Origin of the sequence: Limnochorda sp. LNt (genome assembly GCF_035593265.1) — a bacterium.
Lineage (GTDB): Bacteria > Bacillota > Limnochordia > Limnochordales > Geochordaceae > Geochorda > Geochorda subterranea.
The window spans coordinates 1,521,466-1,547,389 of sequence record NZ_CP141614.1; the positions used below are offsets into that span (position 1 = coordinate 1,521,466).

Genomic DNA, 25,924 nt, shown 5'->3' on the forward strand with positions numbered 1-25,924 from the left:
ATAGGGGAGGCCCCTGAGGAGCGCTGCGTGACCTGGTCGCGCAGCGCTCTGTCTTTTGGGGACCGGGCGATCTATAATGGCTGCCAAAAAGCACCCGACCGTGGTCGGCTCCGCGCCCGGCAGACGAGGAGGCCCACGCGACGTGGCATCGGACCAGCCCATTCGGCTCGGCATGTTGGGTTTCGGCACGGTGGGACAAGCCGTGGCCCGCGCGCTCCAGCGACGAGCCCACGAGATCGCCACCCGCACGGGCCGTGCCATCGTCTTGCACCGGGTGGCGGTCCGGGAGCCTGCCAAGCCCCGCCCGGTGGCGTTGGACGGCCTGCACGTGCATCGCTCACCCCTCGAGGTGGTGGAGCAGCCCGACGTCGACCTGCTGATCGAGGTGATGGGCGGTGAGGAGCCAGCGGCATCGGCCATCCGCCGGGCCCTCGAGCTGGGCAAGCCGGTGGTGACCGCCAACAAGGTGGTGATGGCCCGGCGAGGCCCCGAGCTGTTGGGCATGGCCCGCCGGCGAGGGGTGCCGCTGCTGTTCGAGGCGGCGGTGGGCGGGGCCGTGCCCATCATCCGTCCCGTCCAGGAGTCGCTGGCCTCGGATCGGATCTTGGCCCTGCTGGGCATCGTCAACGGCACCACCAACTTCATCCTGACGGAGATGACCGACGCCGGCGCGGCCTTCGAGGCGGCCCTGCAGGAGGCCCAGCGCCGGGGCTACGCCGAGGCCGACCCCAGCGCGGACGTCTCGGGGTTGGATGCGGCGTGCAAGCTCAGCGTGCTGGCCTCCCTGGCCTTCGACCGGTGGGTGCCGCTGGATCGCCTCGACGTCCGGGGGCTGGAGGGCATCACGGCGCGTGACGTGCAGTACGCCGGGGAGCTGGGACTGGCCGTCAAGCTGCTGGCCTTCTCCCGCCTGCGTGACGATGCAATCGAAGCGTGGGTCGGGCCGGCCCTGCTGCCGAGACGCCATCCGCTGGCCCAGGTGAGGGGCGTCAACAACGCGATCTGGCTCGTGACCGAGGCCGCCGGCGAGCTGATGTTCTACGGGCCCGGGGCGGGGGGCGACCCCACGGCCGCGGCCGTGCTCGGCGACGTGATGGACGCGGTGCGCCGCCATGCGGCTCGTCTCCCCACGGACTCGCGCAACGGCTCGTGGCCGGTCGCAGGCGTGGAGTGGGAGCCGGCCCGCATGGTGGAGCCCGGCGGGGCGCTGGCGCGCTTCTACCTGCGGCTGCAGGTGCTGGACCGACCCGGCGTGCTGGCCGCCACCGCCGACATCTTCGGCCGCCACGGCGTCAGCATCGAGTCGGTCATCCAGAAGGGCCGTGGCGAGGACCCGGTCGACCTGGTCTTCGTCACGCACGAGGCGCCCCTGGCGGCGGTGGAGCGAGTGGCCGCCCAGGTGCGGGAGTTGCCGGTCGTCGCCTGGACGGGCCCGCTGGTGCGGGTGGTCGGCGGCGCATGATCGCCACGGGTGTCATCCAGCGCTACCGGTCCCTGCTCCCGGTGCCCGAGGGGCTGGAGCCGGTCAGCCTGGGCGAGGGCGGCACGCCGCTGGTGCGCCTCGGGCGCCTGGAGCGACAGGCCGGGCTGCGCATCCCGCTCTTCGCCAAGGTGGAGGGGCAAAACCCCACCGGCTCCTTCAAGGACCGGGGGATGACGGTGGCGGTCTCCCTGGCACGGCACCGGGGGCGGCGGGCCGTCATCTGCGCCTCGACGGGCAACACGGCGGCCTCAGCGGCAGCCTATGCGGCACGGGCCGGCATGGCTGCCTTCGTCCTGCTGCCCCAGGGGGCCGTCGCGCCGGGCAAGCTGGCCCAGGCGTTGGCCTACGGGGCCACCGTGGTGGAGATCGCCGGCAACTTCGACCGCGCCCTGCAGCTGGTGCGGGCGATGAGCGAGCGGTTCGAGATGGAGCTGGTCAACTCCGTCAACCCGGCCCGCCTGGAGGGGCAAAAGACGGCCGCCTTCGAGGTCTGCGACCAGCTGGGCCGCGCGCCCGCCTACCTGGCCATCCCGGTGGGCAATGCCGGCAACATCACGGCCTACTGGCAGGGCTTCACGCAGTACCGCCAGGCCGGCCGAGTGGAGGGGGTGCCCGTCATGCTGGGCTTCCAGGCGGCGGGCGCTGCCCCGTTGGTGAGGGGTGAGCCGGTCGAGCAGCCGGAGACGGTGGCCACCGCCATCCGCATCGGCCGGCCGGCGAGCTGGGAGGGCGCGCTGAGGGCCCGAGACGAGTCGGGAGGGATCATCGCGGCCGTGTCGGACGCGGCCATCCTGGAGGCCCAGCGCCGGCTGGCCGGTGAGGAGGGGATCTTCTGCGAACCCGCCTCGGCCGCCAGTCTGGCGGGGGTGCTGCAGCTGGCCCGCGACGGCTACTTTCGTGACGCCTCGGGTCCGGTGGTCTGCGTGCTGACCGGCCACGGGCTCAAGGATCCGGACCGGGCCCACGCCATGGCGCGCCCTGATCAGGTGCGCCGGGTGGGGGCCGACGAGGCGTCGGTGGCCGCGGTGCTGGAGGGGGGCGCAGGCGTCGGGCATGGATGAGACCCCGGTGTCGCCCATCGAGGCCGCGTGGGTGGATGTGCCCGCCTCGACGGCCAATCTGGGACCCGGCTTCGACGCCCTCGGGCTCGCGCTGGAGTTGCGGCTGCGCGTGACCATGCGCTGGGTGGCGACCGAGGGGGGGCCGCAGGCGTGGCCGCCGGCTCTGGCGGGCCTGACGGTGACGGGGGAGGGCGCGGGCCGCATCGAGAGGGGCGCGGCCAACCGGCTCTGGCAGGCTGCGCAGGCGGTCTTCGGCCGCATCGAGGCGCCGTCATGGGCCAGGGGACGGGCCGTCGAGGTGGAGGCGCACAACGCCATCCCGGTGGGAGCCGGGTTGGGCTCCAGCGCGGCCGCGGCGGTGGCGGGGCTGTGGGCGGCCAACGCATTGGCGGGATCGCCCCTCTCCTACGGCACCCTGCTGGAGATGGCCGCGGCGATGGAGGGGCACGCGGACAACGCCGCGGCGGCGGCCCTGGGCGGACTGGTGGTGGCGCGGCGGGGGCGGACGGGAGCGGTGACGGCCATCCGCGTGCCCCTGCCGCGGGGGGAGCTGGTGGCGGCGCTGGCCGTCCCCGACTTCGCACTGCCCACGGAACGGGCGCGCCGGGTGCTGCCGGCGACGGTGAGCCGGGAGGATGCGGTCTTCAACGTGGGGGGTGCCTCCCTGACGGTGGCGGCCCTGACCACCGGGCGCTTCGAGGTGCTGGCCGAGGCCATGGCCGACCGGCTGCACCAGCCCCACCGCAGCGCCCTGGTGCCGGGCCTGGATGCGGCGATGGAGGCGGCCGTGGTCGCGGGCGCCTACGGGGCGGCACTGAGCGGCGCGGGGCCATCGGTGGTGGCTCTTTGCCCGTCCCATCGCGGCGACGAGGTGGCGGTGGCCATGGCAGGCGCCATGAGCCGAAACGGGCTGCAGGTGCGCGCCATGGTGCTGCCCGTGGCGACGGAGGGAGCGCGGTTGCGCGTTCGACGGCGTGCGTCCGCCCCGGGGGCGGGCGGCGACGAGAGGGAGTCGGGATAGCGGCATGGCTCTGGTCGTACAGAAGTTCGGGGGCACGTCGGTGGGCAACCCGGAGCGGATCCGGGAGGTGGCGCGCCGTATCGCCGAGACCCGCGGCGCAGGCCATCGGGTGGTGGTCGTGGTCTCGGCCATGGGGCACACGACGGACCAGCTGCTGGATCTGGCGCATCAGGTATGTCGTCGGCCGCCCCGGCGGGAGCTCGACATGCTCCTCTCCACCGGCGAGCAGGTCTCCATCGCGCTGGTCGCCATGGCGCTGGAGGACCTGGGGGTGCCGGCCATCTCGCTGACCGGCGCCCAGGTGGGCATCCATACGGATGGGATGTACACCCGGGCCCGCATTCGCCGGATCTCCACCGGCCGCATCGGCGAGGAGCTGGAGGCGGGGCGGGTGGTGGTGGTGGCCGGCTTCCAGGGGATCACCGACGGGTGGGACATCACCACCCTGGGACGGGGCGGCTCCGACACGACGGCCGTGGCGCTGGCAGCCGCGTTGCAGGCCGACGTCTGCGAGATCTACACCGACGTCGTCGGCGTCTTCACGGCCGATCCCCGCGTGGTGCCCCATGCCCGGCTGCTGCCGGTCATCTCCCACGGGGAGATGCTGGAACTGGCCAGCCTGGGGGCCGCGGTGCTGCAGCCGCGCTCGGTGGAGCTGGCGGCGCAGTACGGGGTCGTCATCCACGTGCGTTCGAGCTTCGAGAGGCGGGAGGGGACGAGGGTGGTCCCGGAGGCGAACCTGGAGAAGGCCATGGTCGTGACGGGGGTGACTCACGACCGCAACGTGGCCAAGGTGACGGTCATCGACGTGCCGGACCGGCCGGGGGTGGCCTTCCGGCTCTTCTCCGAGCTGGCGGCGGCCGGCATCAACGTCGACATGATCGTGCAGACGGCCAAGCAGCAGGCCACGACGGATCTCCTCTTCACGGTGGCCAGGACCGACCTGGAGCAGACGCTGGAGATCACCCGGCGCGTGGCGGCCGAGCTCGGCACCCGCGACGTGCGCCACGACGACACCGTCGGCAAGGTCTCCATCGTCGGGGCGGGCATGGTCAGCAACCCGGGCGTGGCGGCGCGGATGTTTGGGGCGCTGGCGGCGCAGGGCATCAACATCCAGGCCATCTCGACCTCGGAGATCAAGGTCTCCTGCCTCATCGACGAGCAGCGGCTCGAGGAGGCCGTGCGAGCGGTGCACGACGCCTTCGCCCCGGGGGCGGCCAGCGAGCAGCCGGCGCTGATCCAGCCCCGCTAACGGATCTGGCCATCGGGACGGGGTTTCTCCCGCAGCAGCCGATCCATGCGCCAGGCCAGCTCCTGAGCTTGGGTCACCGCGTCCTGCAGGTGCAGCAGGGTCTGCTTGAGGTGGGTGGTGAGCGCGGTCTGCGCCTCGACCAGCGCCTCGGCCACCTCGGAGGCGGTGTCGGAGGGCGAGGGCACCCCGACGCCACCCGAGACCTGGGAGGGGCCTGCGTCGCCATGGGGCGCGCCCGACTGGGGGGGGGCGCCTGGGCACCGACGCGGGCCGTCAGCGGCTGCGGGACGATGGGCTGGGCGGCCGCCTTGAGAAGGCGGCGCCGCAGCACCTCGTTGACCTGCTGGGTGACGATCTGGCGGAGCTCCTCCTGCTGCTCCCGCGTCAGGCTCACCGCTGCACCATCCCAGTCCGACGAATCGCCACCCGCACCCTCCACCTCGCCCGGCAGGGTACGGCCGTGTCGGCGAAGGCGGCCCCTCCCGTGCGCAGGCTCAGGGCCCGGTGGGGCTCGCCGGGGTCCAGTGTGCCCACCATGCGGCCGTCGCGAAACACGGCGATGCCTCGCCACTGGATGTCGTCGCAAATCGACCGGCCACGCTCCGGGCGTTACGCCGGGCCGTCGACCGTGGCGGTGGAGGAGGCAGGGGAGGCCGGACAGGGAAAGGAAGATGGTCGGGGCGACCCGACTCGAACGGGCGACCTCTACCACCCCAAGGTAGCGCGCTAGCCAAACTGCGCCACGCCCCGACCGCGTCCCTACCATAGCACAGGCGCCGCGGCGCCGTCAACGCGCCCGCCACGCCCCTGGCGGCAGGATATGGCGCGCCAGGGCCGAATGGACGAGGCTCGGAGGCATGGCCTTGCCATCGACGAGGGCTTGGATGGCAGCCGCCGCGGTCCTGGCATCCCTGGCGGCGACCGGAGCAGAGGAGCCCCGCGGGAGCGTCGCGCAGGCGGCGGCCCCGACCGCTCCGGTCGCCTACGTGCGCGAGGCGGCGGCTGTCTTGACCGGCGTGCAGGTGCTGGCGCCGCTTCCCGGCCCCGCCGGTGCCGACCGTCTCGTCATCGGCTTCTCGGACCGGCTGGAGATCGGCCAGCTCGGGGCCGATGGGCGCTGGCGGGCGGAGTTCACGCTGCACATGCCGTCGGGCATCACGGCCCTGGCGGTGGCCGACCTCGACGGAGCCGGCGAGCAGGAGATCATCGCGGGCTCGGGTGGGGCCGGGTCGCTGGTGCGGATCCGGGCCGTGGCCACCCGACCGGTGCCCGTGCCGGTCAGCGGCTTCCTCTTCGGCGCCGCCCGTCAGCTGGTGGTGGCCGAGCTCGACGGCCGACCGCCGACCGAGGTGCTGGCCGTCAACGCCAACGGCGAGCTCTTCGTCTACAGCGCGGCGGCCGGGGGAGGCTACCGCCGCATCTGGCGGAGTCCACCCGGGTTGCGGGCGAGCCCGCTGGCGGCGGCCGACCTCGACGGCGACGGGCTCTCCGAGGTGGTCGTCGCCGGGCTCGACGGCGTCGTCACCGTCTACCGGTGGAGGCCCGACGGCCTGCAAGCGCTGGGCAACGCCTACCCGTGGGGCAACGTCAGGGCCATGACGGTGGCGTCGCGTGCCGGCGAGCCGCCGCTGCTGGTGGTCATCACGGACCGCGACCTCGTGTACGTCTACCGGTGGGACGGGCAGCATCTGACCGCCGCGAGCGCCGCCTACGACGCCGACCTGCGGCTCCGCCTGGACATGGAGTGGGCGGTGGCCCAGGTGCTCGAGACGACCCGGGGAGCGGGGAGCGGCACCCCGCCCCTGGTGGTGGAGGGGGCCGGCCCGGGCGGGATCACCATCCTGAGGGTGCAGGCCGACCGGGTGCAGCTGCTGGGGCAGACGGTCTGGCCGGGCGCCTCGCCCGGCTACCACCGTCTGGCGGACGGGCGGCTGCTGGTGATCCGGCCCGACCAGGCGCTCGACATCCTGAGGCCGGTGCCGGCCGACTACCTGGCGCTGGTGGTCGACGGCCGGCCTTGGAGCTTGCCACCGGGCACCCGGATGCTCTGGGAGGGGGACCGGCCCCTGGTCGATGTGGAGCAGTTGGGACGGTTCGCCCCGGTCCTGGTCGCGCACGACCGCCTGTCGCACCAGGCCTGGATCGTCTCCAGCAACGATCGTGTCCGTGTCGAGGCCGACGTGCCGCGTGCCGACTCTCAGCGGGCGAGTGCACCCCTGCCGGTGGCGCCGCGGCGCGACGGCTCCACCGGTCGGCTGTACGTGCCGCTGGAGGTGTTGGAGCCCCTCGGATGGCAGGTGCGCTACGACCCGACCGTGCGCCAGCTGACGCTGCGCTCCCCGTGGCCAGGGGGATCCTCGTGACGGAGCGCACCGTCCGGCAGGCGCTGCACCTGTACGTCTCCGGCCGGGTGCAGGGCGTCGGATTCCGGGACTTCACCCGCAGTCAGGCGCGCCGCCTGGCCGTCACCGGCTGGGTGCGCAACCTATCCGATGGCCGGGTGGAGATCTGGGCCGAGGGCGAGCCGCAGGCCCTGTCGGCGTTCGTCGAGCAGGTGCGCCGGGGGCCCCGGGCCGCGAGGGTGACGGACGTGCGGATGGAGCAGGCGACGCCGGGTGGCTACGCCGACTTCGAGGTCCGCCACGGCTGAGCGGCGGACGGGGAGACGCGCGGACAGGACCGGCCCGAGGTGGAAGACGGGATGAGAGAAGAGCCACGCCAGCTCTCGCTGTTCGAGACGGACACCGACGAACCGGCGGTCCGCCCGCCGCGGCCGGCGGACCGAGCGCCCGAGGCCCGTCCCGTCGACCCCGAGACCGAGTGGCTGCGCCGGCTCGCCGCCGCGCCGGACCTGGCCACGCTCGAGGCCATCGTCAAGACCTGTCACCGCTGCCCCCTGCGAGCCGGGTGCACCCAGGTGGTCTTCGGCGAGGGCCACCCCCGGGCGGCCCTCATGCTGGTGGGCGAAGGGCCCGGTCAGGTGGAGGACGAGACGGGGCGGCCCTTCGTGGGGCCGGCGGGCCAACTGCTCGACCGGATGCTGGCCGCCATCGGACTGGCTCGCCAGGACGTCTACATCGCCAACGTCGTCAAGTGCCGGCCCCCCCACAACCGGGTCCCCACTCCCGAGGAGGCCGCCGCCTGCTGGCCCAACCTGCGCCGCCAGATTGAGCTGGTGCGGCCGCGGATCATCCTTTGCCTGGGGGCCACCGCGGCCCGGCAACTGGTGGAGCCACGGGCCAGCGTGAGCGCGATGCGGGGGCGGTGGTGGGTGCGGGACGGCGTCCGGTACCTGGTCACCTTTCATCCGGCGGCGCTGCTGCGGGACCCCAGCAAGAAGCGGCTGGCCTGGCAGGACCTCCAGATGGTGCGCCAGGCCCTCGACGAGGGGGCCGAGGCCGCAGGCTGAAGGGGTCGCAGCCCGGCAGGAGGCGTCATCTGCGCCGGCGAAGAGGCCGGCGAGGGGTGCCGCCGTGGGCCGGGGGTCATGCCGCGGCGGTGCTGGAAGCTAGAGGGGGACGTGCGACACCGTGGGAACGCTGCGGCAACCCGAGAGCATTCGCAACGTGGCGCTCGTGGGGCATGGCGGGGCCGGCAAGACCACGCTGGCCGAGGCCATGCTCTTCTTGAGCGGGGCCATCTCCCGCCTGGGCAGCGTCGATCAGGGGACCGCCACCACCGACTACGACCCCGAGGAGACCCGCCGCAAGATCAGCATCCAGGCCGCTCTGGCCGTCCTGGACTGGCAAGGGCACCGGCTTGACGTCATCGACACGCCGGGCTACTTCGACTTCGCCGGCGAGGTGGTGGGAGCGCTGCGCGTGGTCGAGTCGGCTGTCGTGGTCTACGCCGCGCCGCAGGGGGTGGAGGTCGGCTCCGAGCAGGTCTGGGCCATGGCCGACCGGCCGTACGACGCTGCCAGGCCCCTGCCGCGGCTCTGCTTCGTGACGAAGATGGACCGGGAGAATGCCAGCTTCGCTCGTACCTTCGACCAGCTCCGGGAGATGTACGGCACGCGGGTCGTCGCGTTGCAGATTCCCATGGGCGAGGCCGAGCGCTTCGAGGGCTTCATCGACCTGGTGCAGATGAAGGCGTACCGGGCCGGCAAGGAGTTCGCCTCGGAGCAGGAGGGGGCCATCCCCGGGGCGTGGCAGGAACAGGCCAGCCGCTGGCGCGATCAACTGGTGGAAGCGGTCGCCGCCACCGACGACGAGTTGACCGCCAAGTTCCTGGAGGAGCAGCCCATCACCCCCGAGGAGCTGAGCCGTGCGCTGCGTGCCGCCGTCCGCACGGGCGCCCTGGTACCGGTGACGCTGGGGTGCGCGTCGCGTGGCATCGGGGTGCGCCGGCTGCTGGACCTGGTGGTGGAGCTGCTGCCCTCGCCCGTCGAGGCGGGGGCCGTCAGGGCCGAGCCCGTCAAGGGCGGGGAGCCCGTCACCACCAGCCCGTCGGCCAGCGAGTCTCTGGCGGCCCTGGTCTTCAAGACCATATCGGACCCGTACGTGGGACGCCTCAATCTCTTCCGGGTCTACTCGGGCGTCCTGGAGTCCGACTCCACGGTCTTCAACCCGCAGCGGGGCAGGGAGGAGCGCATCGGGCAGCTCTTCATCCCGCGGGGCAAGGAGTCGACCCAGGTCGACGCGCTCGGGCCGGGCGAGATCGGGGCCGTCGCCAAGCTGCAGGAGACCTCGACGGGCGACACGCTCACCGTCAAGGACGGGGGCGTGGTGCTGCCGGGCATCCGCTTCCCCGAGCCGGTGCTGACCATGGCGGTGGCGCCCAAGAAGCGCGGCGACGAGGACAAGATCTCGTCGGGCCTGGCCAGGGTGGCGGAGGAAGACCCGACGGTGCGAGTGGAGAAGTCGGCCGAGACCGGGCAGCTGCTGTTGTCGGGCCTGGGCGAGCTGCAGCTCGAGATCGTCGTGAGCCGGCTGCAGAAGAAGTTCGGCGTGGAGGTGGAGCTGACCCAGCCACGGGTGCCCTACCGGGAGACCATCCGCGCCACCCAGAAGGCCGAGGGCCGCTACGTCAAGCAGACGGGCGGGCGTGGCCAGTACGGGGTCGTCTTCTTGGAGATCGCGCCGCTGCCGCCCGGGCAGGGGCTGGAGTTCGTCGACAAGATCTTCGGCGGTGCCGTACCCAAGCAGTACATCCCGGCCGTGGAGAAGGGCTTCCGCGAAACCTGCCAGGAGGGCGTCCTGGCGGGCTACCCCGTGGTGGACGTGCAGTGCACGCTCTACGACGGCAAGTACCACCCGGTCGACTCGTCGGAGATGGCCTTCAAGATCGCGGCCTCCATGGCCTTCAAGAAGGCCTTCATGGAGGCCAATCCCGTGCTGCTGGAGCCCATCATGCTGGTCGAGGTGACGGTGCCCGAGGAGCAGATGGGCGACATCATCGGCGACCTCAACAAGAAGCGCGGCCGCATCATCGGCATGGAGGCCCAGGACGGGATGCGCGTCGTCAAGGCCCACGCGCCCATGGCGGAGATGTTCCGCTTCGCGGTGGACCTGCGCTCCATCACGGGCGGGCGCGGGCGGTTCAAGGCCACCTTCGACCACTACGAGGAGGTGCCGCCGCCCATCGCCGAGCAGGTCATCGCCGCCGCCCAGAAGGAGCGGGCCTCCTGACGGCAGGGCGGCGCCACGCGGCGGCGCTCGTCACTCGACGTAGATCATCTTGCGGGTCATCCCACCGTCGACCACCAGGTTGTGGCCGGTGATGAAGCCGGCCCCCTCGCCGATCAGGAAGAGGCAGGCCGCCGCCACGTCCTCGGGCCGGCCTACCCGTCCGACGGGATGCTGGGCGTGGTCGACGGGGCGAAGCGGCTCGGGCTCGGGGACGTCTGCTTTGCGGTACGCGCGGGTGTCGATCCAGCCCGGGCTGATCGCGTTGACGCGGACGCGGGGCCCCAGCGACACGGCCAGCGCGTGCGTCAAGGAGAGCAGCCCCCCTTGGAGGCCGCGTAGGCCTCCGAGGCAGGCTCGCTCTGCAGCGCGCGGGTCGAGGCCATCAGCACGATGGCGGCCCGGTCGGAGCGGCGCAACAGCGGGACGGCGGCAGCGCAACACACGTAGGCGCCTCGCAGGTTGACGGCCATCAGGCGGTCCCAGGCCGCCGTGAGCCGACGCAGGGCGTCGGCATCGCCGGGCCGCTCGGGGAAGTCGAGCTGGCCGGCCCAACGGGGATCGGCGATGCCGGCATTGGCCACCAGGGCATCGAGGCGACCCCAACGCCGGTCGAGGGCGGCCATCGCCCCGGCCACCTGCGACTCGTCCGCCACGTCGGCCCGCAGGGCCACCCGGTCCGGCGCGCCACACCCCGCCAGCGCCTCGAGCGTCTCGCCCAGACCCTGCTCGTCCACGTCCAGCGCCGCCACGGCCCACCCGGCCCGGCCGAAGGCGAGGGCCACCGCCCGGCCGATGCCCTGTCCGGCTCCGGTCACCAGCACCGTCTTGACCTGTCCAACTGCCTCCGTCGTCATGGGTCGATCCGTCTCCCTCATAGCGTTGTCGCGCGGAGGTGAGGGGCATGGCGCGCACCGGGACCTTCGCTCCGGCCGGAGGGGCCCCTGTCGGGTCGGCGCGTTCGGCGTCGGGGGGTACTCCGGCCGGACGGATGCCGATCGCGGGCGCCGTGCTGGTCGGGACGGCCGTGGCCCTGCTACTGGGGGCCGTCACCGCCATGGTCATCGGCACGCTGCAGCGGATGGGTGTCGTCGCGGTGGTACCGAGCTGGGTCTACGCCCTGGGAGCCTACCTGAGCGCCGTGGTCGGCGGGTGGACGGCCGGGCGGCTGGCCGGGAGGGCCGGCATGCTGAGCGGTGCCGTGGTGGGGCTGCTCTTGCTGGGCGTGGCCACATGGCTCGGCGCGCCCGCCCAGGAGGCGCCGGCCGGGCTGCAGATGGCCGTGGACTGGTCCGCGGCATGGTGGCGCATGGCCCTGGCCGTCCTGGCGGCCGGCCTGGCCGGGGGGCTGGCCGTGAGCGGCTCGTGAGGGGTCTGAAGGCCGGCTCCGCAAGACCGGTGACCCGCGCGGGCCACGGGGTGGCCAAGCCTCGACGTGACCAAACCGCCCGTCCACCGACCGGCCCCGCCGGCGCGTCCTGACGAGGGGGCGACTGGTGGGGCCAACGGCGCGGCGCTATACTACTGCGGGCCATGCAGCGTGAGCAGGGTTTGTACCGTGCCCGCAGAACTTAGAGCCTCGCGCGCAACGACGCGCCGGAGGATGGCCCGACCAGACATGTGGGGGGTTGGACGTGGCGACGGACGTCGAGCGGGCGGAACAGCGCCCCGAGACCCTGCGAGGGGCCACCGTCGCCGCCTTGATCTGGGCGGTGTCGTTGGCCGCCATCGCGGGCACGTGGGTCGCGGCCCGGCGGTGGTGGTTTCCCGAGCTGGCCTCGCAGCAGGGGGCGCTGGTGGACCGGCTCTTCACCACCATCTTCGTCATCATCGCGATCGTCTTCGTCCTGGTGCAGGCCACCCTGGGGTGGGTGCTCTGGCGGTACGCCTCCCGTGGGGCAGGACATCGGGCCGCCCCGTGGCACGAGAATCCCCGCCTCGAGCTGGCCTGGACGGTGATCCCCGCCGTCATCCTCATCACGCTGACGGTACTGGGCGGCAGCCTCTGGCTACGGGTGCACTCGGCGGCACCGGCCGGCGCCATGACGGTGGAGGTCATCGCTGAACAGTTCGGCTGGCGATTCCACTATCCGGGGCCCGACGGCGTGCTGGGCTCCATCGACTTTCGCGGCGACAGCCGCAACGCGCCGCTGGGGCTGCGAGCCGACCTGGCGGGCGCCGCGGACGACGTCGTCAGCCGCGAGCTCTACCTGGTGGTGGATCGGCCGGTACGCCTGCTGATCCGCTCCAAGGACGTCATCCACAGCTTCTACGTGCCGCACTTCCGCATCAAGCAGGATGCGGTCCCGGGCCGTACCAGCCCCGTCGTCTTCACGCCGACGCGCACCGGGACCTTCCCCATCGTCTGCGCGGAGCTGTGCGGGGTGGGCCACTACGTGATGGCCGGTACGCTCAAGGTGGTCACGGCTGACGAGTTCGAGGCCTGGCTCGCCTCGCAGCCGACCATCGGCGGCGTGCGATAGGCGGTCGGCACCAGCGAACCCAGAAGGAGGCAACGCGACGGGAGATGGCGGTCGTCCAACGGGTGGCCCACGAGACGGCCACGCACCACCACGAGCCGACGAGCTTCTGGCGCAAGTACGTCTTCAGCCTCGATCACAAGGTGATCGGGATCCAGTACCTGGCCACGTCTTTCTTGCTGGCGCTATTGGGCGGGCTGCTGGCCATGGGCATCCGCCTGGCCCTGGGCTGGCCGGGCCAGCGCTGGCCGCTGTTGGGGGCCCTCTTTCCCAGCGCCTTTCCCAACGGCGTGATAAGCCAGGGATTCTACCTCAATTTGGTGACCATGCACGGCACCATCATGATCTTCTTCGTCTTGAGCACGGCCCTGACGGGCGGCTTCGGCAACTACCTGATCCCGCTGCAGATCGGGGCCCGTGACATGGCCTTCCCGTTGCTCAACGCCCTCTCGTACTGGCTGTTTCCCATCGCTCTGATCCCGCTGCTGGCGACCTACTTCGTGCCGGGCGGTGGGCCGGTCAGCGGGTGGACGGCCTATGCCCCGCTGTCGGCGGTGCCGCAGGCGGCGCCCGGCTCGGGCGCAGGGCAGACGCTGTGGCTCATCAGCCTGGCCATCCTCATCGTCGCCTTCCTCTTCGGCTCGCTCAACTACATCACGACGGTGCTGCAGCTGCGGGCCCGGGGCATGTCGATGATGCGGCTGCCGTTGACGGTCTGGGCCATGTTCATCACGGCCATCATCTCGCTGCTGTCGTTCCCCGTGCTGCTGGCGGCGGCCATCATGCTCCTGTTCGACCGGCACGCGGGCACGTCGTTCTTCCTGCCGGCGGGCGCCGTCATCGGCGGGCGGGTCATCGAGGCCGGGGGCGGCGACCCGCTGCTGTGGCAGCACCTGTTCTGGTTCCTCGGGCACCCCGAGGTCTACATCCTCATCCTGCCGGCCATGGGCATGGTCTCCGACATCATCGCCAACAACGCGCGCAAGCCCATCTTCGGCTACCCGGTGATGGTGCTGAGCGTCGCGGCCATCGCCTTGTTGAGCTTCCTGGTCTGGGGCCACCACATGTTCGTCAGCGGCATGCACCCCATGCTGGGCACGGCCTTCATGATCACCACGCTCATCATCGCGGTGCCGTCGGCCATCAAGACCTTCAACTGGCTGGCGACCCTGTGGGGCGGCAAGATCCGCTTCACGCCGCAGATGCTGTTCGCCATCGGCTTCGTCTCGCTGTTCGTGACCGGCGGCTTGACGGGCCTGGTGCTGGGCAACCCGGCCGTCGACATGTACTTCCACGACACGTACTTCGTGGTGGCGCACTTCCACTTCGTGATGGGCAGCGCCTCGCTGTTCGCCATCTTCGCCGGGCTCTACCACTGGTTCCCCAAGATGTTCGGGCGCATGCTCGACGAGCGCTTGGGCCGGCTGCACTTCTGGCTGGCGCTGCCCGCCACCTACGCCACGTTCTTCCCGATGCACTTCGCCGGCATCGCGGGGATGGTACGGCGGATCTACTCGACGGAGCTCTACGGCTTCCTGGGCGGTCTGGAGGGGCTCAACCGGTTCGTCTCCATCGCCGCGTTCGTCATGTTCGCGGCCCACATGGTCTTCGTGGTCAACGTGGTCTACAGCCTGGTGCGGGGCCGGCGCGCCAGCGAGAATCCGTGGCGGGCCACCACGCTGGAGTGGAGCGTGCCGTCCCCGCCTCCGCATGGCAACTGGGGCGACCGCGAGGTGGAGGTGCACCGGTGGGCCTACGACTACAGCGTCCCCGGGGCGCCCGACGACTTCGTGCCCCAGCACGTGCCGGCCGAGGTCGGCGTAACGGCTCGAGCCCGATCGTGACGCCCGGGGGCCCGACGGGGAGATGGCCATGCCGACGTTGACGCATCCGAGGACGGACGTGCGCGACCGGCGCGAGACGTCCGGCGAGCCTGGATGGAAGGGGCTCCCGGACGGCAGCTCCGTGCCGCCGGTCGACGGCGACGAAGGGGGAGGAGGCTCCGGAGCGGAGGGCGCCGCCTATCGGGAGGCGACCCGGACGGCCCGGGTCGGGGCCTGGGTACTGGTGGCGGCGGTCACCATGCTCTTCGTGGGCTTCTCCAGCACCTACCTGGTGCGCCGCACCGGGCCGGGATGGGTGCAGGGCCCCATGCCGCCCATCCTCTACCTCAACACGGCGGCGCTGGTGGCCAGCAGCCTCTGGCTCGAGCGAGCCCGACGGGCGGGGCGCCAGGGGCGCGTCGTCGGCCTGACCCGCCATCTGGCGGCGGCCGGGGGGGCGGGCCTGCTCTTCGTGGTCGGGCAGAGCATGGCCTGGTGGCAGATGGCGCAGGACGGGCTGTTGCCGGCCAGCGGCCCTCACGCCTCCTTCTTCTACCTGCTGTCGGGGATGCACGCCCTGCACGTGCTGGCGGGGCTGGTCTGGCTCGGCATCGGTTGGGTCCGCAGCCGGCGCGTCCTCAGCTACGCCCCTGTGGCGCCCACGGTGGAGTCGGGGGCCATCTTCTGGCACTTCATGGGCGTGTTGTGGCTGTATCTGTGGTTCTTGCTCTTCGGGGCCTGAGGGAGGGAGACGACGTGCAAGCGACGCCGACCTCGGCGACGACCGAGCGCGCCGACTGGGGCGGAGGGGTCTCGCCGTTTCGGGTCACCTGGTCCAAGCTGATGATGTGGCTCTTCCTGCTCTCCGACACCCTGACCTTCGGGAGCCTGCTGGTCGGCTACGGCTACCTGCGGATGAGCAACCCGGCCTGGCCCCGCCCCGACGAGGTCTTCAACGTGGGGCTGGTTGGCTTCATGACCTTCGTACTCATCTGCTCGAGTGCCACCATGGCCATGGCGGTGGCCGCCGCCCGGCGCGACGCGTGGCCACAGGCGGTGCGCCTGTTGGGCCTGACGGTCCTGGGCGGGCTGCTCTTCCTCGGGCTGCAGGCCTACGAGTGGCGCCACTTCATCCACGAGGGCGCGCGGCTGTCGGGCAACCCGTGGGGCGTGCCGCTGTTCAGCGCGACGTTCTTCGTCATCACGGGCTTCCACGGGCTGCACGTGACGGCCGGGGTCGTGTACCTGACGACCGTGGTGCTGCGCGCCCTGCGCCGGCGATACACCGCCGACGGCGTCGAGGTCGCGGGGCTCTACTGGCACTTCGTCGACCTGGTCTGGGTCTTCATCTTCACGCTGATGTACCTGATCTGATGGTGACCCCCACGGGGTCTCGAGGGGAAGGAGCACGGCCGGTGAACGCCACCCACTCCAACGGACGGGCCATGACGGCCCAGGAGCACGACGCCCGCGCGCACGCGCAGGGCGGCTACGGCATCTACTGGCGCACGTGGGTGTGGCTGCTCGTCATCACCCTGCTGGAGGTGGGAGCGGCCAGCACGGGGCTTCCCCGGCCCCTGATGATCGGGGTGCTGGTGGTGCTCTCGCTGATGAAGGCCGCCCTCATCATGGCCTACTTCATGCACCTGCGATTCGAGCGGCTGCAGTTCGTCTACGCGGTGTTGAGCCCGCTCATCTTCGTGCTGATCCTGCTGGCCGGGGTCGCCCCCGACGCGCTGGGCCGGCTCGGCTGAGCGGGCGAGCAGGGCAGGCCGAGGCGGCCATGGACGTCCCGCTGCACCCGACGCTCAACGCGCTCCTCAACCTGGCGTCGGCCGTCTGCCTGGTGGCCGGCTACGTCAGCATCCGGCGCCGTCAGGTGGCGCGTCATCGGGCCTGGATGCTGGGGGCCTTCGGCGCCTCGACGGCCTTCTTGGTTAGTTACCTGATCTACCACGCCAGGGTGGGCAGCGTGCCGTTCGCCGGGCCCGATTGGGCCCGGCCCGTCTACTTCTTCTTCTTGATCACCCACTCGGTGCTGGCCGCCCTGGTGCTGCCGATGGCTCTGGCGACGCTCTACCACGCGCTCAAGGGCCGCTACGCGCCCCACCGGCGCATCGCCCGCTGGACCTGGCCGATCTGGATGTACGTCTCGGTCACGGGCGCGGCCGTCGTCTACGTCATGCTCTACATCCTCTTCCCGTCGCACGGGGCCGCGCCGTAGGCGAGGGGGTCCCGAGCAGGCCGACGCCGCGGCCTGCCAGCGCTCTCCGGCGGCCGGCGGCAGGCGGCGCGGCCCGGTGCGACGAATCCGCTCATCCGTCGTGCGAACGCCGCGGACAGGAGCCCTCGACGCACTCTACACCCCGGCCTGGGTCGGGCTGATGCTGGTGGTCGTCGTGCTCGTGCTGGGCGCCCGGCTCGTGCTGGGGCCGCCGCAGGGCGCAGGACGGGCGCCGGCCCCTCGGCCCCCATCGGTGGAGCTGGTGCCGCGCCAGCCCGGTGGTTACGGCTGGAGCCTGGCGGGCCGGCGCATCGTGCTGGATCCCGGGCACGGCGGTGCCGATGCCGGCGCGGTGGGCCGGGCGGCCATGCCCGAGAAGGCCATCGCGCTCGACACGGCGCTGCGGGCCGCTGCGCTGCTGGAGCGTGCCGGAGCCCGGGTGGTGTTGACCCGACGGGACGACGAGGCGCCGGGCGGCACCGGTCAGTCCAGTCTCGTGGAGCGAGTGCGCCTGACGAGGAACACCGGGGCCGACGTGATGGTCAGCATCCATGCCGACGCCAGCCCGGATCCGAGCGCCCGTGGCGTCACCACCTACTACTACCACCCCGAGGCCGCGAGCCTGGCCCGCGCCATCCAGCAGGAGCTGGTGGCCCGGCTGGGCACGGTCGATCGCGGCGTGCGCTCGGCCGACTTCTACGTGGTACGGGCGGCTCCGGTGCCGGCGGTGCTGGTGGAGCTGGGCTTCGTCACGCACCCGGCCGAGGCCCGCTCGCTCAGCTCGGCCGGGTACCGCCAGGCGGCAGCCGAGGCCATCGTGGACGGACTGGCCCGCTACTTCGCCTCGTGGGGGCGCCCGTGAGCGACCGGCGAGAGAGCGAGGAGCGGGATGCCGCGGGGAGGCCGTCACGGGACAGAGGCGATGCGGGGTGGAGGCGAGGAGGGGAGCGGCGAAGGCGGGGGAGGGGAGCGAGCGATGCCGCCAAGACGGGCCAGCGGGTATCTGACCGCAGCGGACGGATGTCGCCTCTTCTGGCGGGGGTGGTTCCCCGTCCCACCCGTCCGGGGACAGGCGGTGCTCGTGCACGGCGCCAACGAGCACAGCGGGCGCTACGAGCACGTCGCCGCCTGGCTGGTGGGCCTGGGCTTCGAGGTGAGAGCCCTGGACCTGCGGGGCCACGGCCGGTCGGCGGGACTCCGGGGTCACGTGGACCGCTTCGAGCAGTACCTGGAGGATCTGGAGCGCTTGGTGGAGAGCCGGGAGTCGAAAGCGGGAGGGGCGGGCGGCCCGGGCGGCGGGCCGGGCATCCTGCTCATCGGTCACAGCATGGGCGGGCTGATCGCCTTCGCGTACGCGGCGTGGCGGCCCGAGCGGGTGGGAGCGCTGGTGGTGTCGGCGCCGTGGTTCGGTCTGCGCATGCGGCTCAGCGCCCTGGACCGGCTCCTTGCCCCGGTGGGAGCCCGGCTGGTGCCCCGCTTGCGCCGGCCGGCCGGCATCGAGCCGGGCCATCTGAGCCGGGATCCCCGGGTGGCGAGAGCGTACCGGGACGATCCCCTGGTGGGCACGACCGTGACGGCGCGGTGGTTCGTGGAGTGCAGTCGGACGGCGGCCCGAGCCCGCACGCAGTTGGCCGGGCAGATGCGGGTCCCCGTGCTCTTCTTGCAGGGCGACGCCGACCGGATCGTGGACCCCGGCACCACCCGGGCCGTCTTCGAGGCCGTGCCCCATCCGTGCAAAGCGCTGCGGCGCTACCCGGAGGGCTATCACGAGCTCTTCAACGACCTGGATCAGGGGCGGGTCCTGGCCGACGTCGAGGCCTGGCTCGAGAGGCTGGGGCTCTGGCCGGCGGCGGCCCAACCTAGGGACGCGCCATCCACGGGTGCGGGGCTGACGGGGGCAACACCGGCCAGCGCGCCTCCCGCATGAGGGCCCGGATCTCTTCGACCGCCTGCCATGCGGCCTCGACCCAGGCGGCGGGGTAGAGGTGGCGGCGGGCCTCGAACTCGTCAACGTCCCGTACCTCGCAGGCATGGTCGGCGCGGGCCCGCACGTCGAGCTCCAGGTCGTACTGCCAGATGCGGTCGGGCTCGAAGGTGGGCGGCGTCTGCACGTTCCAGTAATATTCCAGGACCCGTCCGGAGGCGTCGAGGTCGGGGCCGCCCGAGTACCAGCGACCGGTGAAGAAGGCCACGTACGCCTGATGGTCCATCCGCAGGGCCAGTCCCTTGGTCTCGTGGTGAAACGAGAAGCCAACGGGCATGTGGAGCAGCACCGCCGAGAGCCGCTCGGGCGCGGCCCCATCGCGGCGCACCTCCACGACTCGCGCCTCCCACCAATAGTGGCGCCGACGCTCGGGGTATTTGAAGAACTCGAGGCGTACGATCTGCCCTGGGCCGTACATCCTGCGCCCCCGTGCGAGGCAGGAGGTTGGCCGCCGGGGCCGGCGATCCCTGCAGGGTCGCGGCGAGCGCCGAGTCGGAGGCCTTGACGGGTCACACGCAGGCCGGCTAGACTTTCGCCACAGGCACGGGCAAGGGTCGGCCAGAGGGGAGTAGCTGGCCGGCGCCGGTGGCGCCGGGGGGCGACAGCGTCAGGACGGGTCTTCCCGCGTCGCCCACTCCGAAGCGAGGCAGCGAGACCTCGACGCCGGATGGCGTCGAGGTCTTCTTCTTTGCTCTCGATGGCGGCGAGCCGCCCCGACGAGGCCGGCACGCAGGAGGGACGAATGAGGGATGACCGGCAGCATCGGCAGCCCCGCGCTCTGGATCGGGTTCCTGGCCTTGATCACCGTGGCCATCGCCTTCGACCTGGGGGTGTTGCACCGCAAGCCCCACGCCATGTCGTTCCGCGAGGCGCTCTGGATGAGCCTCTTCTGGATCGGGCTGGCCCTCGTCTTCAACGCCGGGGTCTACGTCGCCTTCGGCGCTCAGGCGGGACTGGAGTTTCTGACGGGCTACCTCATCGAGAAGGCCCTGAGCGTCGACAACCTCTTCGTCTTCCTGCTGATCTTCTCGACGTTCGCCGTGCCGGCAGCCTACCAGCACCGGATCCTGCTGTGGGGCATCCTGGGCGCCGTGGTCATGCGGGGCTTCTTCATCCTGCTGGGGGCGTGGTTATTGGAGCGCTTCCACTGGATGATCTTCGTCTTCGGGGGCTTCCTGGTCTACACCGGCGTCAAGATTCTGCGGCACCGTGACGAGACGCCGCACCCCGAGCGAAACGTGCTCTTCCGCGCCTTTCGCCGCGTGGTGCCGGCGGTCACGGAGCCCCACGGCGGGGGCTTTGTGGTGCGGATCGACGGGCGGCTATACGCCACCCCGCTGCTGCTGGTGCTGGTGCTGGTGGAGGCCACCGACGTCGTCTTCGCGGTGGACTCCATCCCCGCCATCTTCGCGGTGACCAGTGACCCCTTCATCGTCTTCTCGTCCAACATCTTCGCCATCCTGGGGCTTCGGGCGCTGTACTTCCTGCTGGCGGGGATGATGGAGCGCTTCCGCTACCTCAAGGTGGGGCTGAGCGCGGTGCTCGTCTTCGTGGGCGCCAAGATGCTGGTGAGCGACCTCTACCACGTCCCGGTAGGATGGTCGCTGGCGGTGGTGGCCAGCCTGCTGGGGGTCTCGGTGCTGACGTCTGTGATGCGACCAGAGGCGGCGTGGCGTTTTGTCGCCAGGAGGTGGCCCCGGGTCCGTGAGACGACGGCGAAAGATGCACGACGACTGGGACGAAGAGGATGAGACCAGGCCACGGCGCCGCAAGAAGGGCTGGCTGTCGGAGATCCCCGACCTGGGCTAACGGGGCGGAAGGCGGCTACCAAAACGATGGCAGGGGCGGCAGGACTTGAACCCGCAACCGCCGGTTTTGGAGACCGGTGCTCTGCCAGTTGAGCTACGCCCCTGCACAAGCAGGAGTATAACACGGCCCTCAGGCACGAGGCAACCGGAGCCGCCCGCTTTACGCCATAATCTGAAGAGAGGCGTTGGGCCAGCCTTGCGCAATCCACGTTTCGGTGTACCGCACCGTGGAGGAGGCCACGACCGATGCCCGACGAAGCGCTGGAGATCCTGCGAAGCGCCCGAACGGTGGCGGTGGTGGGACTGTCGCCGGATCCGTCCCGCCCCAGCCACACCGTGGCGAGCTACCTGAAGCGCCAGGGCTACCGCATCATCCCGGTGAACCCGACCGTCTCGGAAGTGCTCGGAGAGAAGAGCTACCCCGATCTCCGCTCCGTGCCCGAACCGGTCGACGTGGTGGACGTCTTCCGCCGCCCGGAATACGTCCCCCAGATCGTCGAGGAGGCCATCGCCATCGGAGCCAGGGCGCTCTGGCTGCAGGAAGGGGTCGTCCACGAGCAGGCCGCCGAGCGGGCCCGACAGGCCGGGCTGCGGGTCGTGATGGACCGCTGCATGCTGAAGGAGCATCAGCGCTACCGGATGGCCGGAGAGCTTTAGGCCGCGCCTGTGCGGGCGGTGGAGACGAGTCCTCGAGCTCTTGTCGAGCCCGCACAGTCTGAGCGAGGCCGGGGCAGGGCGGAGGCGAAACGGGAGGGGGGAGGTAGCGGTTGGGCGAAGCTGGGGCCGCGCCCTACGATTACGCCCATCGTGCGGGCATCCATGCGGTCACGTGGGACGAGTTCGAGCGCCTGTGCCGCCAGGTCGCGGAGGCGCTGGCACCACGGCAGATCGACGGCCTGGTGGGGATTGCTCGAAGCGGGTTGATAGCCGCCACGCAGGTCGCGCTGAGCCTGCGCGTCGACCTCTACCCCGTCAGCCTCTCCCGCAGAAGGGGGGACCGCGTCGTCGAACGTCACCCCGTGTGGCTGCAGCGGCCGGAGTTGACGCTGGCAGGCCTGCGCATCGCCGTCGTGGACGAGATGGCCGACACCGGCGAGACGCTGGCGATGGCCGCCCAGGCCGTCCTTGATATGGGAGCGGCCTCGGTGGTCACGGCGGCACTGGCAGCGCACACGTGGGCGACGCCGAGACCGGACGTCGTGGCGCTGACCACCGACGCCCTGGTCATCTGGCCGTGGGGCCGGTACGTCCTGGACGGCGGCCGGTGGCTCTTGCACCCGGAATACGCCGAGGCGCTGCGTCTGCAGGGATACGACAACCCTGAGGCCGTCATCGGGGACGCCCAGCGCCCTCGATGAGCCAAATCGATACGCACGGCAGTGCCGGTCAACGGATCCGGCTCCTAGCTGCCGACGCCGTAGTGCCCGACTCGTTGCTCACGTGCTCTCTACTGCGCTAAATGTCTCTTTAGCGCAGTAGCTCGATCTCGGGGGCAGCAGAGTCCGCGGCGGCCTCGAGAGGAGCTCCCGGCTCGCCTCGTGAACCTGGCATGCACGGCCGCGACGCTCGGGGGCTGCCCCCGAGCAGTACCCCCGATACGGACGACACGGAGGGATCCCCTTGGCCAGCAAGCCCCTGCCACCGGACGGCCGGCCGGCGCCGGAGGCTGCACCCCCGTCCGCCGGCGCCTACGAGCCGGGCCAGCTCGACCGGGAGTCCCCGGGGGCAGCGGCGGACCCCCTGTTGGCGCGCTACTACCGGCATCTCCTGGTGGAGCGGGGGCTGAGCCGGCGCACCGCACGCGCCTACCTCGGCGACCTGCTCTTGCTCCAGCGATTCTGCGAGGGCCAGGGGCGCGCGCTGGCGCAAGCCGACGAGTACCTGCTGCGGGCCTTTCTCGAGTACATCTACGACCAGCGCCAGAACCAGGCGCCCACCCGGGCCCGCAAGGTGAGCGCCATCCGGGGCTTCTATCGCTTCCTGGTGGAGGAGCGCCTCCTGGAGGCGAGCCCGGCCGAGCGCCTGCACAGCCCCAAGCTCCCCCGCCGCCTGCCCGTCTTCCTCACCGGTGACGAGGCGGCCGCCTTGCTCGACGCCGCCGCCCGAGCCGGTACGGAGCCGCTGCGGGACCGGGCTCTGGTCGGCATGTTTCTCTATACCGGATGCCGGCTGAGCGAGCTGCTGGCCCTGAGGCTCGACGACCTCGACTTCGCCGCCGGGGCCGTCCGCCTCTTCGGCAAGGGGGGCAAGGAGCGGCTCGTGCCCATGCGCGAGGAGCTCGCGGCCATGGTGCACGCCTACCTGCCCCGTCGCCTGGAGCTCATCCGCAAAGCCCCGCGAGCCGCCCAGGACCGTCTCTTCGTCAACCGGCACGGTCGCCCCCTGACGCCGTCCGGGGTGCGGTTTATCCTGCGGCGCATCGTGACCAGCCTGCCCCAGGTGCGCCTCTCCCTGTCGCCGCACAAGCTGCGCCACACCGTCGCCACCCTGCTCCTGCAGGCCGACGCCGACCTGCGCACCATCCAGGAGCTGCTGGGCCATGCCTCCCTGGCCACGACCCAGCGCTACACCCACGTCCTCAACCGCCGGCTCAAGGAGCAGCTGGGCCGACTGCCCTACTGACCCCCGCGGCCTCTCCTCGGGCCGGCTCGGCCCACGTCGAAGGCAGGCGCAGCCCCGACCCCGGTCGCAACGGCTGGCCGGGCGTCAGGCCGTTGAGCGCCGTCAGCTCCTGCACCAGCCGGCGGGGATCGGCCGCCGACGGTCCGTAGCGGACGGCCAGCTCCCACAGCGTGTCGCCCGGCTGCACCGCCACCCGGCGCAGCTCCGCCCGCCCCTGGATGGCCGGCATGGCGCTGGCCACCTCGGTGGAGCGGCTCACGGTCCACCACCATCCCAGAGCCAGCGAGGCCGACCCCAGCAAGAGCAGCAGCACGACGCCCGCCACACCGCCGGCCATGGCTCGTCGCCCGGCGGCGACGGCGCCCGCGGACGTCTCCTCGTGCGCTGATGCCGGCCTCGCTCGCTGCGTCGCCATGCGCCGCGCTCCCTCGCTCTCCGAGCAGCGAATGCCCGTTCGCCGAAGCTCTGTTCGCAGGATAACGAACATCTGTGCGGATGTCAAGCCCCTGTCGTCCCAGGTGGCGTACGGGGACGGGCCGACTTCCCGAACGGATGTTTGCAAAAGGCGAACAGGTGTGTTACGATGGCAACGACGTCCGGGGCCCGGTGCGACGCAGAAGGGCGGTGCGGCCGGCATGGCGCTGCGGGAGCTGACGCCGCGACAACGGCAGATCCTGGAGTACATCAAGCGGACGGTCCAGACCCGGGGCTATCCCCCGTCGGTGCGCGAGATCGGTGAGGCGGTGGGGCTCAGCTCGAGCTCCACGGTGCACGGCCACCTGGCCCGGCTCGAGGAGAAGGGCTACATCCGCCGCGACCCCACCAAGCCCCGGGCCATCGAGCTGCTCGACGAGCGCCAGGTGGTGCGCAAGGAGATGATCAACGTCCCCGTGCTGGGGCGGGTCCCGGCCGGCCAGCCCTTGCTGGCCGTGCAGAACATCGAGGACTTCTTTCCCCTGCCGCTGGACTTCACGGAGTACGAGGACGTCTTCATGCTGCGCGTGCGCGGCGACAGCATGAAGGGCGCCGGCATCCTGGACGGCGACTACGTGGTCGTGCGTTCCCAGCCGTCGGCGCGCAACGGGGAGATCGTCGTGGCCCTCGTCGATGACGAGGCGACGGTCAAGCGGTTCTACCGGGAGGAGGACCACGTCCGCCTCCAGCCCGAAAACCCCCGCTACAAGCCCATCCTCACGCAGAACGTCCAGATCCTCGGAAAGGTCATCGGCGTCCTGCGCAAGGTGGGCTGACCGGCGCAGACCGCCGAGGTCTGCGCCGCCGCCTCGCGCTCCACGACGACGCTCGCCCGGCCCCGTCCCGCGGCCGGGGTCGATCGTCAGTTGACGAGCGCCGACGAACTGGCGGCCGGGTCCTCGGCCATCTCGTGCTGTAGCTGGGCCGTCTCCTCGGGAGAGAGCCCCACCACACTGAAGAAGAGGGTCAGGGCCTGCTCTCGTCCGGCGTGTTCGGCATCGTCCCTGGGGGCTCGGGCCAGCTCGGCGAGCTGCTGACGGGCCAGCTGGTAGGCGGCGTCGAGTCCTTCTCGTTGGATGGTCTCCATCAGGAGGTCGTAGACCTTGCGGCGGGCTTCGGCGTGGCGGGTCCAGGACTGGGGGTTGGGGGTCTTGCTGCTGGCCAGGATGTCCTGCTTGGCCAGCCGCTTGAACCGCTTCAACCCCCGCAGGACGTCCTCGGGCGCTACCTGAAACACGGGGGTTTCCTCCTTTCGGGGCCCCCGGAGGGCCGCGGCGGCACCACCCTCGCGTGGGGCCTTCCTCCGTGCTCCCCGCTAGCGTCTATATTCTTAGCCGAATGCGCCATCCCCTGCGCGCCGGACCGCCAACGTCTGCTCCCGATGGTAGGCCCTGGCATTCTGCCGGGCCAGGTAGCGCTGCAGCTCCCGCGCCGCTCCCCTGCCCTGCCAGTAGTGGCTGAGGAAGCGCAGGTAGTCGCGCTCGTGCAGGTAGGCGTAGGCCAGGATCAGGTGGCTGTACTCGTTGCGGGGATCCAGCGTGAGGGCCTCCTGGGCCACCCCCCGGGCCGCTCCGTACTGCTCGCGGGTCAGCAGGGCGATGGCCAGCAGATTGCGCGGCCAGGGATTGGCCGCGTCGACGGCGATCAGATGCCGCAGCACGGCGATGGCCGCATCCATCTGCTCCAGGGCGTAGTAGCCGAAGACCAGGCAGTTGAGGGCGACCCTGTCGTCGGGCGACGCCGCCACGGCCGCCTCGTAGCGGGGCACCAGCCGGCGCGCCACGTCCTGGTAGGCCAGGGCCGAGAGCTTGTCCACCTCGTCGAGGGCATCCATGATGCGACCGAGGTTGACGTAGGCCGCGGCACGCAAGAGCCCTCCCTCGGCGTCCTCCCGGGCCTGGCCCTCCCGCAACACGCCCTGCCAGAAGGCCACGTCGACGCCCGGCGAGGGGGCCGCCTCGCCATGGGCACGCCAGGCGCCCACCCCCGCCACCCACAAGATCAACGCGAGGGCCCATCCCGCCCCGTGTCGCGGCCGCACGTCTCACCATCTCCGGACGGCCGA

The 25,924-nt window shown here is 71.6% G+C and carries 28 protein-coding genes, 2 tRNA genes and 1 pseudogene; 22 read left to right on the plus strand and 9 right to left on the minus strand.

Annotated elements, in window-relative coordinates; genetic code table 11:
• The first annotated feature begins 142 nt into the window (after window positions 1-142).
• From VLY81_RS07115 to VLY81_RS07130, 4 genes are read left to right on the plus strand one after another with little or no spacing between them, the layout of a single operon-like run.
• Window positions 143-1,462, plus strand: coding sequence for a homoserine dehydrogenase (locus VLY81_RS07115; RefSeq protein ID WP_324667473.1), 1,320 nt, complete (start codon window positions 143-145; stop codon window positions 1,460-1,462).
• Window positions 1,459-2,544 (plus strand): threonine synthase, encoded by a 1,086-nt coding sequence (thrC, locus tag VLY81_RS07120; protein WP_324667474.1) that lies wholly within the window; start codon window positions 1,459-1,461, stop codon window positions 2,542-2,544. The genes VLY81_RS07115 and thrC overlap by 4 nt, the downstream gene beginning before the upstream one ends.
• Window positions 2,537-3,565: a homoserine kinase gene (gene thrB, locus VLY81_RS07125; protein WP_324667475.1), complete on the plus strand. Its 1,029-nt coding sequence runs from the start codon at window positions 2,537-2,539 to the stop codon at window positions 3,563-3,565. The genes thrC and thrB overlap by 8 nt, the downstream gene beginning before the upstream one ends.
• Window positions 3,566-3,569: 4 nt before the next feature.
• On the plus strand, window positions 3,570-4,817 hold the full coding sequence (locus VLY81_RS07130; protein ID WP_324667476.1) for an aspartate kinase: 1,248 nt from the start codon (window positions 3,570-3,572) through the stop codon (window positions 4,815-4,817).
• On the opposite strand, the gene VLY81_RS07135 is transcribed toward VLY81_RS07130, so the two are convergent.
• The 3 genes from VLY81_RS07135 to VLY81_RS07145 all read right to left on the minus strand — a co-directional run bounded on the left by VLY81_RS07135 (window position 4,814) and on the right by VLY81_RS07145 (window position 5,567).
• On the minus strand, window positions 4,814-5,002 hold the full coding sequence (locus tag VLY81_RS07135) for a hypothetical protein (protein ID WP_324667477.1): 189 nt from the start codon (window positions 5,000-5,002) through the stop codon (window positions 4,814-4,816). The two genes, VLY81_RS07130 and VLY81_RS07135, sit on opposite strands and share 4 nt — an antisense overlap.
• Before the next feature lie 205 nt (window positions 5,003-5,207).
• Window positions 5,208-5,372: a hypothetical protein gene (locus tag VLY81_RS07140; RefSeq protein ID WP_324667478.1), complete on the minus strand. Its 165-nt coding sequence runs from the start codon at window positions 5,370-5,372 to the stop codon at window positions 5,208-5,210.
• Between the two features lie 117 nt (window positions 5,373-5,489).
• Window positions 5,490-5,567: transfer RNA gene (locus VLY81_RS07145), tRNA-Pro, on the minus strand.
• A gap of 134 nt (window positions 5,568-5,701) precedes the next feature.
• Here VLY81_RS07145 and VLY81_RS07150 point away from each other — a divergent pair.
• From VLY81_RS07150 to fusA, 4 genes are all read left to right on the plus strand, one after another.
• Window positions 5,702-7,180 (plus strand): FG-GAP repeat domain-containing protein, encoded by a 1,479-nt coding sequence (locus VLY81_RS07150; RefSeq protein ID WP_324667479.1) that lies wholly within the window; start codon window positions 5,702-5,704, stop codon window positions 7,178-7,180.
• Window positions 7,177-7,467 carry an acylphosphatase gene (locus tag VLY81_RS07155; RefSeq protein WP_324667480.1) on the plus strand — a complete coding sequence of 97 codons (291 nt, stop codon included), beginning with the start codon at window positions 7,177-7,179 and terminating at the stop codon, window positions 7,465-7,467. The genes VLY81_RS07150 and VLY81_RS07155 overlap by 4 nt, the downstream gene beginning before the upstream one ends.
• A 51-nt stretch (window positions 7,468-7,518) precedes the next feature.
• Window positions 7,519-8,226, plus strand: a complete 708-nt coding sequence (locus VLY81_RS07160; RefSeq protein ID WP_324667481.1) for a uracil-DNA glycosylase — start codon at window positions 7,519-7,521, stop codon at window positions 8,224-8,226.
• 121 nt (window positions 8,227-8,347) lie between these two features.
• On the plus strand, window positions 8,348-10,447 hold the full coding sequence (gene fusA, locus VLY81_RS07165) for an elongation factor G (protein ID WP_324667482.1): 2,100 nt from the start codon (window positions 8,348-8,350) through the stop codon (window positions 10,445-10,447).
• A 30-nt stretch (window positions 10,448-10,477) separates the two neighbouring features.
• Here fusA and VLY81_RS14685 read toward each other — a convergent pair.
• Window positions 10,478-11,322, minus strand: a pseudogene (locus tag VLY81_RS14685) (SDR family oxidoreductase).
• Between the two features lie 113 nt (window positions 11,323-11,435).
• Here VLY81_RS14685 and VLY81_RS07180 point away from each other — a divergent pair.
• The 9 genes from VLY81_RS07180 to VLY81_RS07220 all read left to right on the plus strand — a co-directional run bounded on the left by VLY81_RS07180 (window position 11,436) and on the right by VLY81_RS07220 (window position 18,898).
• The gene (locus VLY81_RS07180; protein WP_324667485.1) at window positions 11,436-11,813 is read left to right on the plus strand and encodes a hypothetical protein; all 378 of its coding nucleotides are present in this window, start codon (window positions 11,436-11,438) and stop codon (window positions 11,811-11,813) included.
• Between the two features lie 265 nt (window positions 11,814-12,078).
• A complete protein-coding gene (coxB, locus tag VLY81_RS07185) occupies window positions 12,079-12,927 on the plus strand; it encodes a cytochrome c oxidase subunit II (protein WP_324667486.1) in 849 nt (282 codons plus the stop codon).
• Between the two features lie 44 nt (window positions 12,928-12,971).
• Window positions 12,972-14,768 carry a cytochrome c oxidase subunit I gene (locus tag VLY81_RS07190; protein WP_324667487.1) on the plus strand — a complete coding sequence of 599 codons (1,797 nt, stop codon included), beginning with the start codon at window positions 12,972-12,974 and terminating at the stop codon, window positions 14,766-14,768.
• Between the two features lie 28 nt (window positions 14,769-14,796).
• Window positions 14,797-15,489: a cytochrome c oxidase subunit 3 gene (locus tag VLY81_RS07195; protein ID WP_324667488.1), complete on the plus strand. Its 693-nt coding sequence runs from the start codon at window positions 14,797-14,799 to the stop codon at window positions 15,487-15,489.
• A gap of 14 nt (window positions 15,490-15,503) precedes the next feature.
• On the plus strand, window positions 15,504-16,121 hold the full coding sequence (locus VLY81_RS07200; protein ID WP_324667489.1) for a cytochrome c oxidase subunit 3: 618 nt from the start codon (window positions 15,504-15,506) through the stop codon (window positions 16,119-16,121).
• A 41-nt stretch (window positions 16,122-16,162) separates the two neighbouring features.
• Window positions 16,163-16,501 carry a cytochrome C oxidase subunit IV family protein gene (locus tag VLY81_RS07205; RefSeq protein WP_324667490.1) on the plus strand — a complete coding sequence of 113 codons (339 nt, stop codon included), beginning with the start codon at window positions 16,163-16,165 and terminating at the stop codon, window positions 16,499-16,501.
• A gap of 29 nt (window positions 16,502-16,530) precedes the next feature.
• The gene (locus VLY81_RS07210; RefSeq protein WP_324667491.1) at window positions 16,531-16,971 is read left to right on the plus strand and encodes a DUF420 domain-containing protein; all 441 of its coding nucleotides are present in this window, start codon (window positions 16,531-16,533) and stop codon (window positions 16,969-16,971) included.
• A gap of 100 nt (window positions 16,972-17,071) precedes the next feature.
• Window positions 17,072-17,833 (plus strand): N-acetylmuramoyl-L-alanine amidase family protein, encoded by a 762-nt coding sequence (locus VLY81_RS07215; protein WP_324667492.1) that lies wholly within the window; start codon window positions 17,072-17,074, stop codon window positions 17,831-17,833.
• A 114-nt stretch (window positions 17,834-17,947) separates the two neighbouring features.
• Window positions 17,948-18,898, plus strand: coding sequence for an alpha/beta hydrolase (locus VLY81_RS07220; RefSeq protein ID WP_324667494.1), 951 nt, complete (start codon window positions 17,948-17,950; stop codon window positions 18,896-18,898).
• Here the strand turns inward: VLY81_RS07220 and VLY81_RS07225 are convergent.
• Window positions 18,831-19,373 (minus strand): DUF402 domain-containing protein, encoded by a 543-nt coding sequence (locus tag VLY81_RS07225; protein ID WP_324667495.1) that lies wholly within the window; start codon window positions 19,371-19,373, stop codon window positions 18,831-18,833. The two genes, VLY81_RS07220 and VLY81_RS07225, sit on opposite strands and share 68 nt — an antisense overlap.
• Window positions 19,374-19,704: 331 nt before the next feature.
• Here VLY81_RS07225 and VLY81_RS07230 point away from each other — a divergent pair, with 331 nt between their 5' ends.
• Window positions 19,705-20,706, plus strand: a complete 1,002-nt coding sequence (locus VLY81_RS07230; RefSeq protein WP_324667496.1) for a TerC family protein — start codon at window positions 19,705-19,707, stop codon at window positions 20,704-20,706.
• Window positions 20,707-20,791: 85 nt separating this feature from the next.
• Here VLY81_RS07230 and VLY81_RS07235 read toward each other — a convergent pair.
• Window positions 20,792-20,867: transfer RNA gene (locus tag VLY81_RS07235), tRNA-Trp, on the minus strand.
• 142 nt (window positions 20,868-21,009) lie between these two features.
• Here VLY81_RS07235 and VLY81_RS07240 point away from each other — a divergent pair.
• From VLY81_RS07240 to VLY81_RS07250, 3 genes are all read left to right on the plus strand, one after another.
• Window positions 21,010-21,420, plus strand: coding sequence for a CoA-binding protein (locus VLY81_RS07240; protein WP_324667497.1), 411 nt, complete (start codon window positions 21,010-21,012; stop codon window positions 21,418-21,420).
• 110 nt (window positions 21,421-21,530) lie between these two features.
• Window positions 21,531-22,121: a phosphoribosyltransferase gene (locus VLY81_RS07245; protein WP_324667498.1), complete on the plus strand. Its 591-nt coding sequence runs from the start codon at window positions 21,531-21,533 to the stop codon at window positions 22,119-22,121.
• A 262-nt stretch (window positions 22,122-22,383) separates the two neighbouring features.
• Window positions 22,384-23,385, plus strand: coding sequence for a tyrosine-type recombinase/integrase (locus VLY81_RS07250; protein ID WP_324667499.1), 1,002 nt, complete (start codon window positions 22,384-22,386; stop codon window positions 23,383-23,385).
• On the opposite strand, the gene VLY81_RS07255 is transcribed toward VLY81_RS07250, so the two are convergent.
• Entirely contained in the window at window positions 23,354-23,800 is a 447-nt protein-coding gene (locus tag VLY81_RS07255) for a LysM peptidoglycan-binding domain-containing protein (protein WP_324667500.1), read from the minus strand. The two genes, VLY81_RS07250 and VLY81_RS07255, sit on opposite strands and share 32 nt — an antisense overlap.
• Before the next feature lie 226 nt (window positions 23,801-24,026).
• Between VLY81_RS07255 and lexA the strand changes: the two genes are divergently transcribed.
• The gene (lexA, locus tag VLY81_RS07260) at window positions 24,027-24,635 is read left to right on the plus strand and encodes a transcriptional repressor LexA (RefSeq protein WP_405001348.1); all 609 of its coding nucleotides are present in this window, start codon (window positions 24,027-24,029) and stop codon (window positions 24,633-24,635) included.
• Window positions 24,636-24,721: 86 nt separating this feature from the next.
• Here lexA and VLY81_RS07265 read toward each other — a convergent pair whose 3' ends face one another.
• Together VLY81_RS07265 and VLY81_RS07270 are read right to left on the minus strand one after the other, a co-directional pair.
• On the minus strand, window positions 24,722-25,096 hold the full coding sequence (locus VLY81_RS07265) for a hypothetical protein (protein ID WP_324667502.1): 375 nt from the start codon (window positions 25,094-25,096) through the stop codon (window positions 24,722-24,724).
• Window positions 25,097-25,189: 93 nt separating this feature from the next.
• A complete protein-coding gene (locus VLY81_RS07270; protein WP_324667503.1) occupies window positions 25,190-25,843 on the minus strand; it encodes a tetratricopeptide repeat protein in 654 nt (217 codons plus the stop codon).
• Window positions 25,844-25,924: the final 81 nt, after the last annotated feature.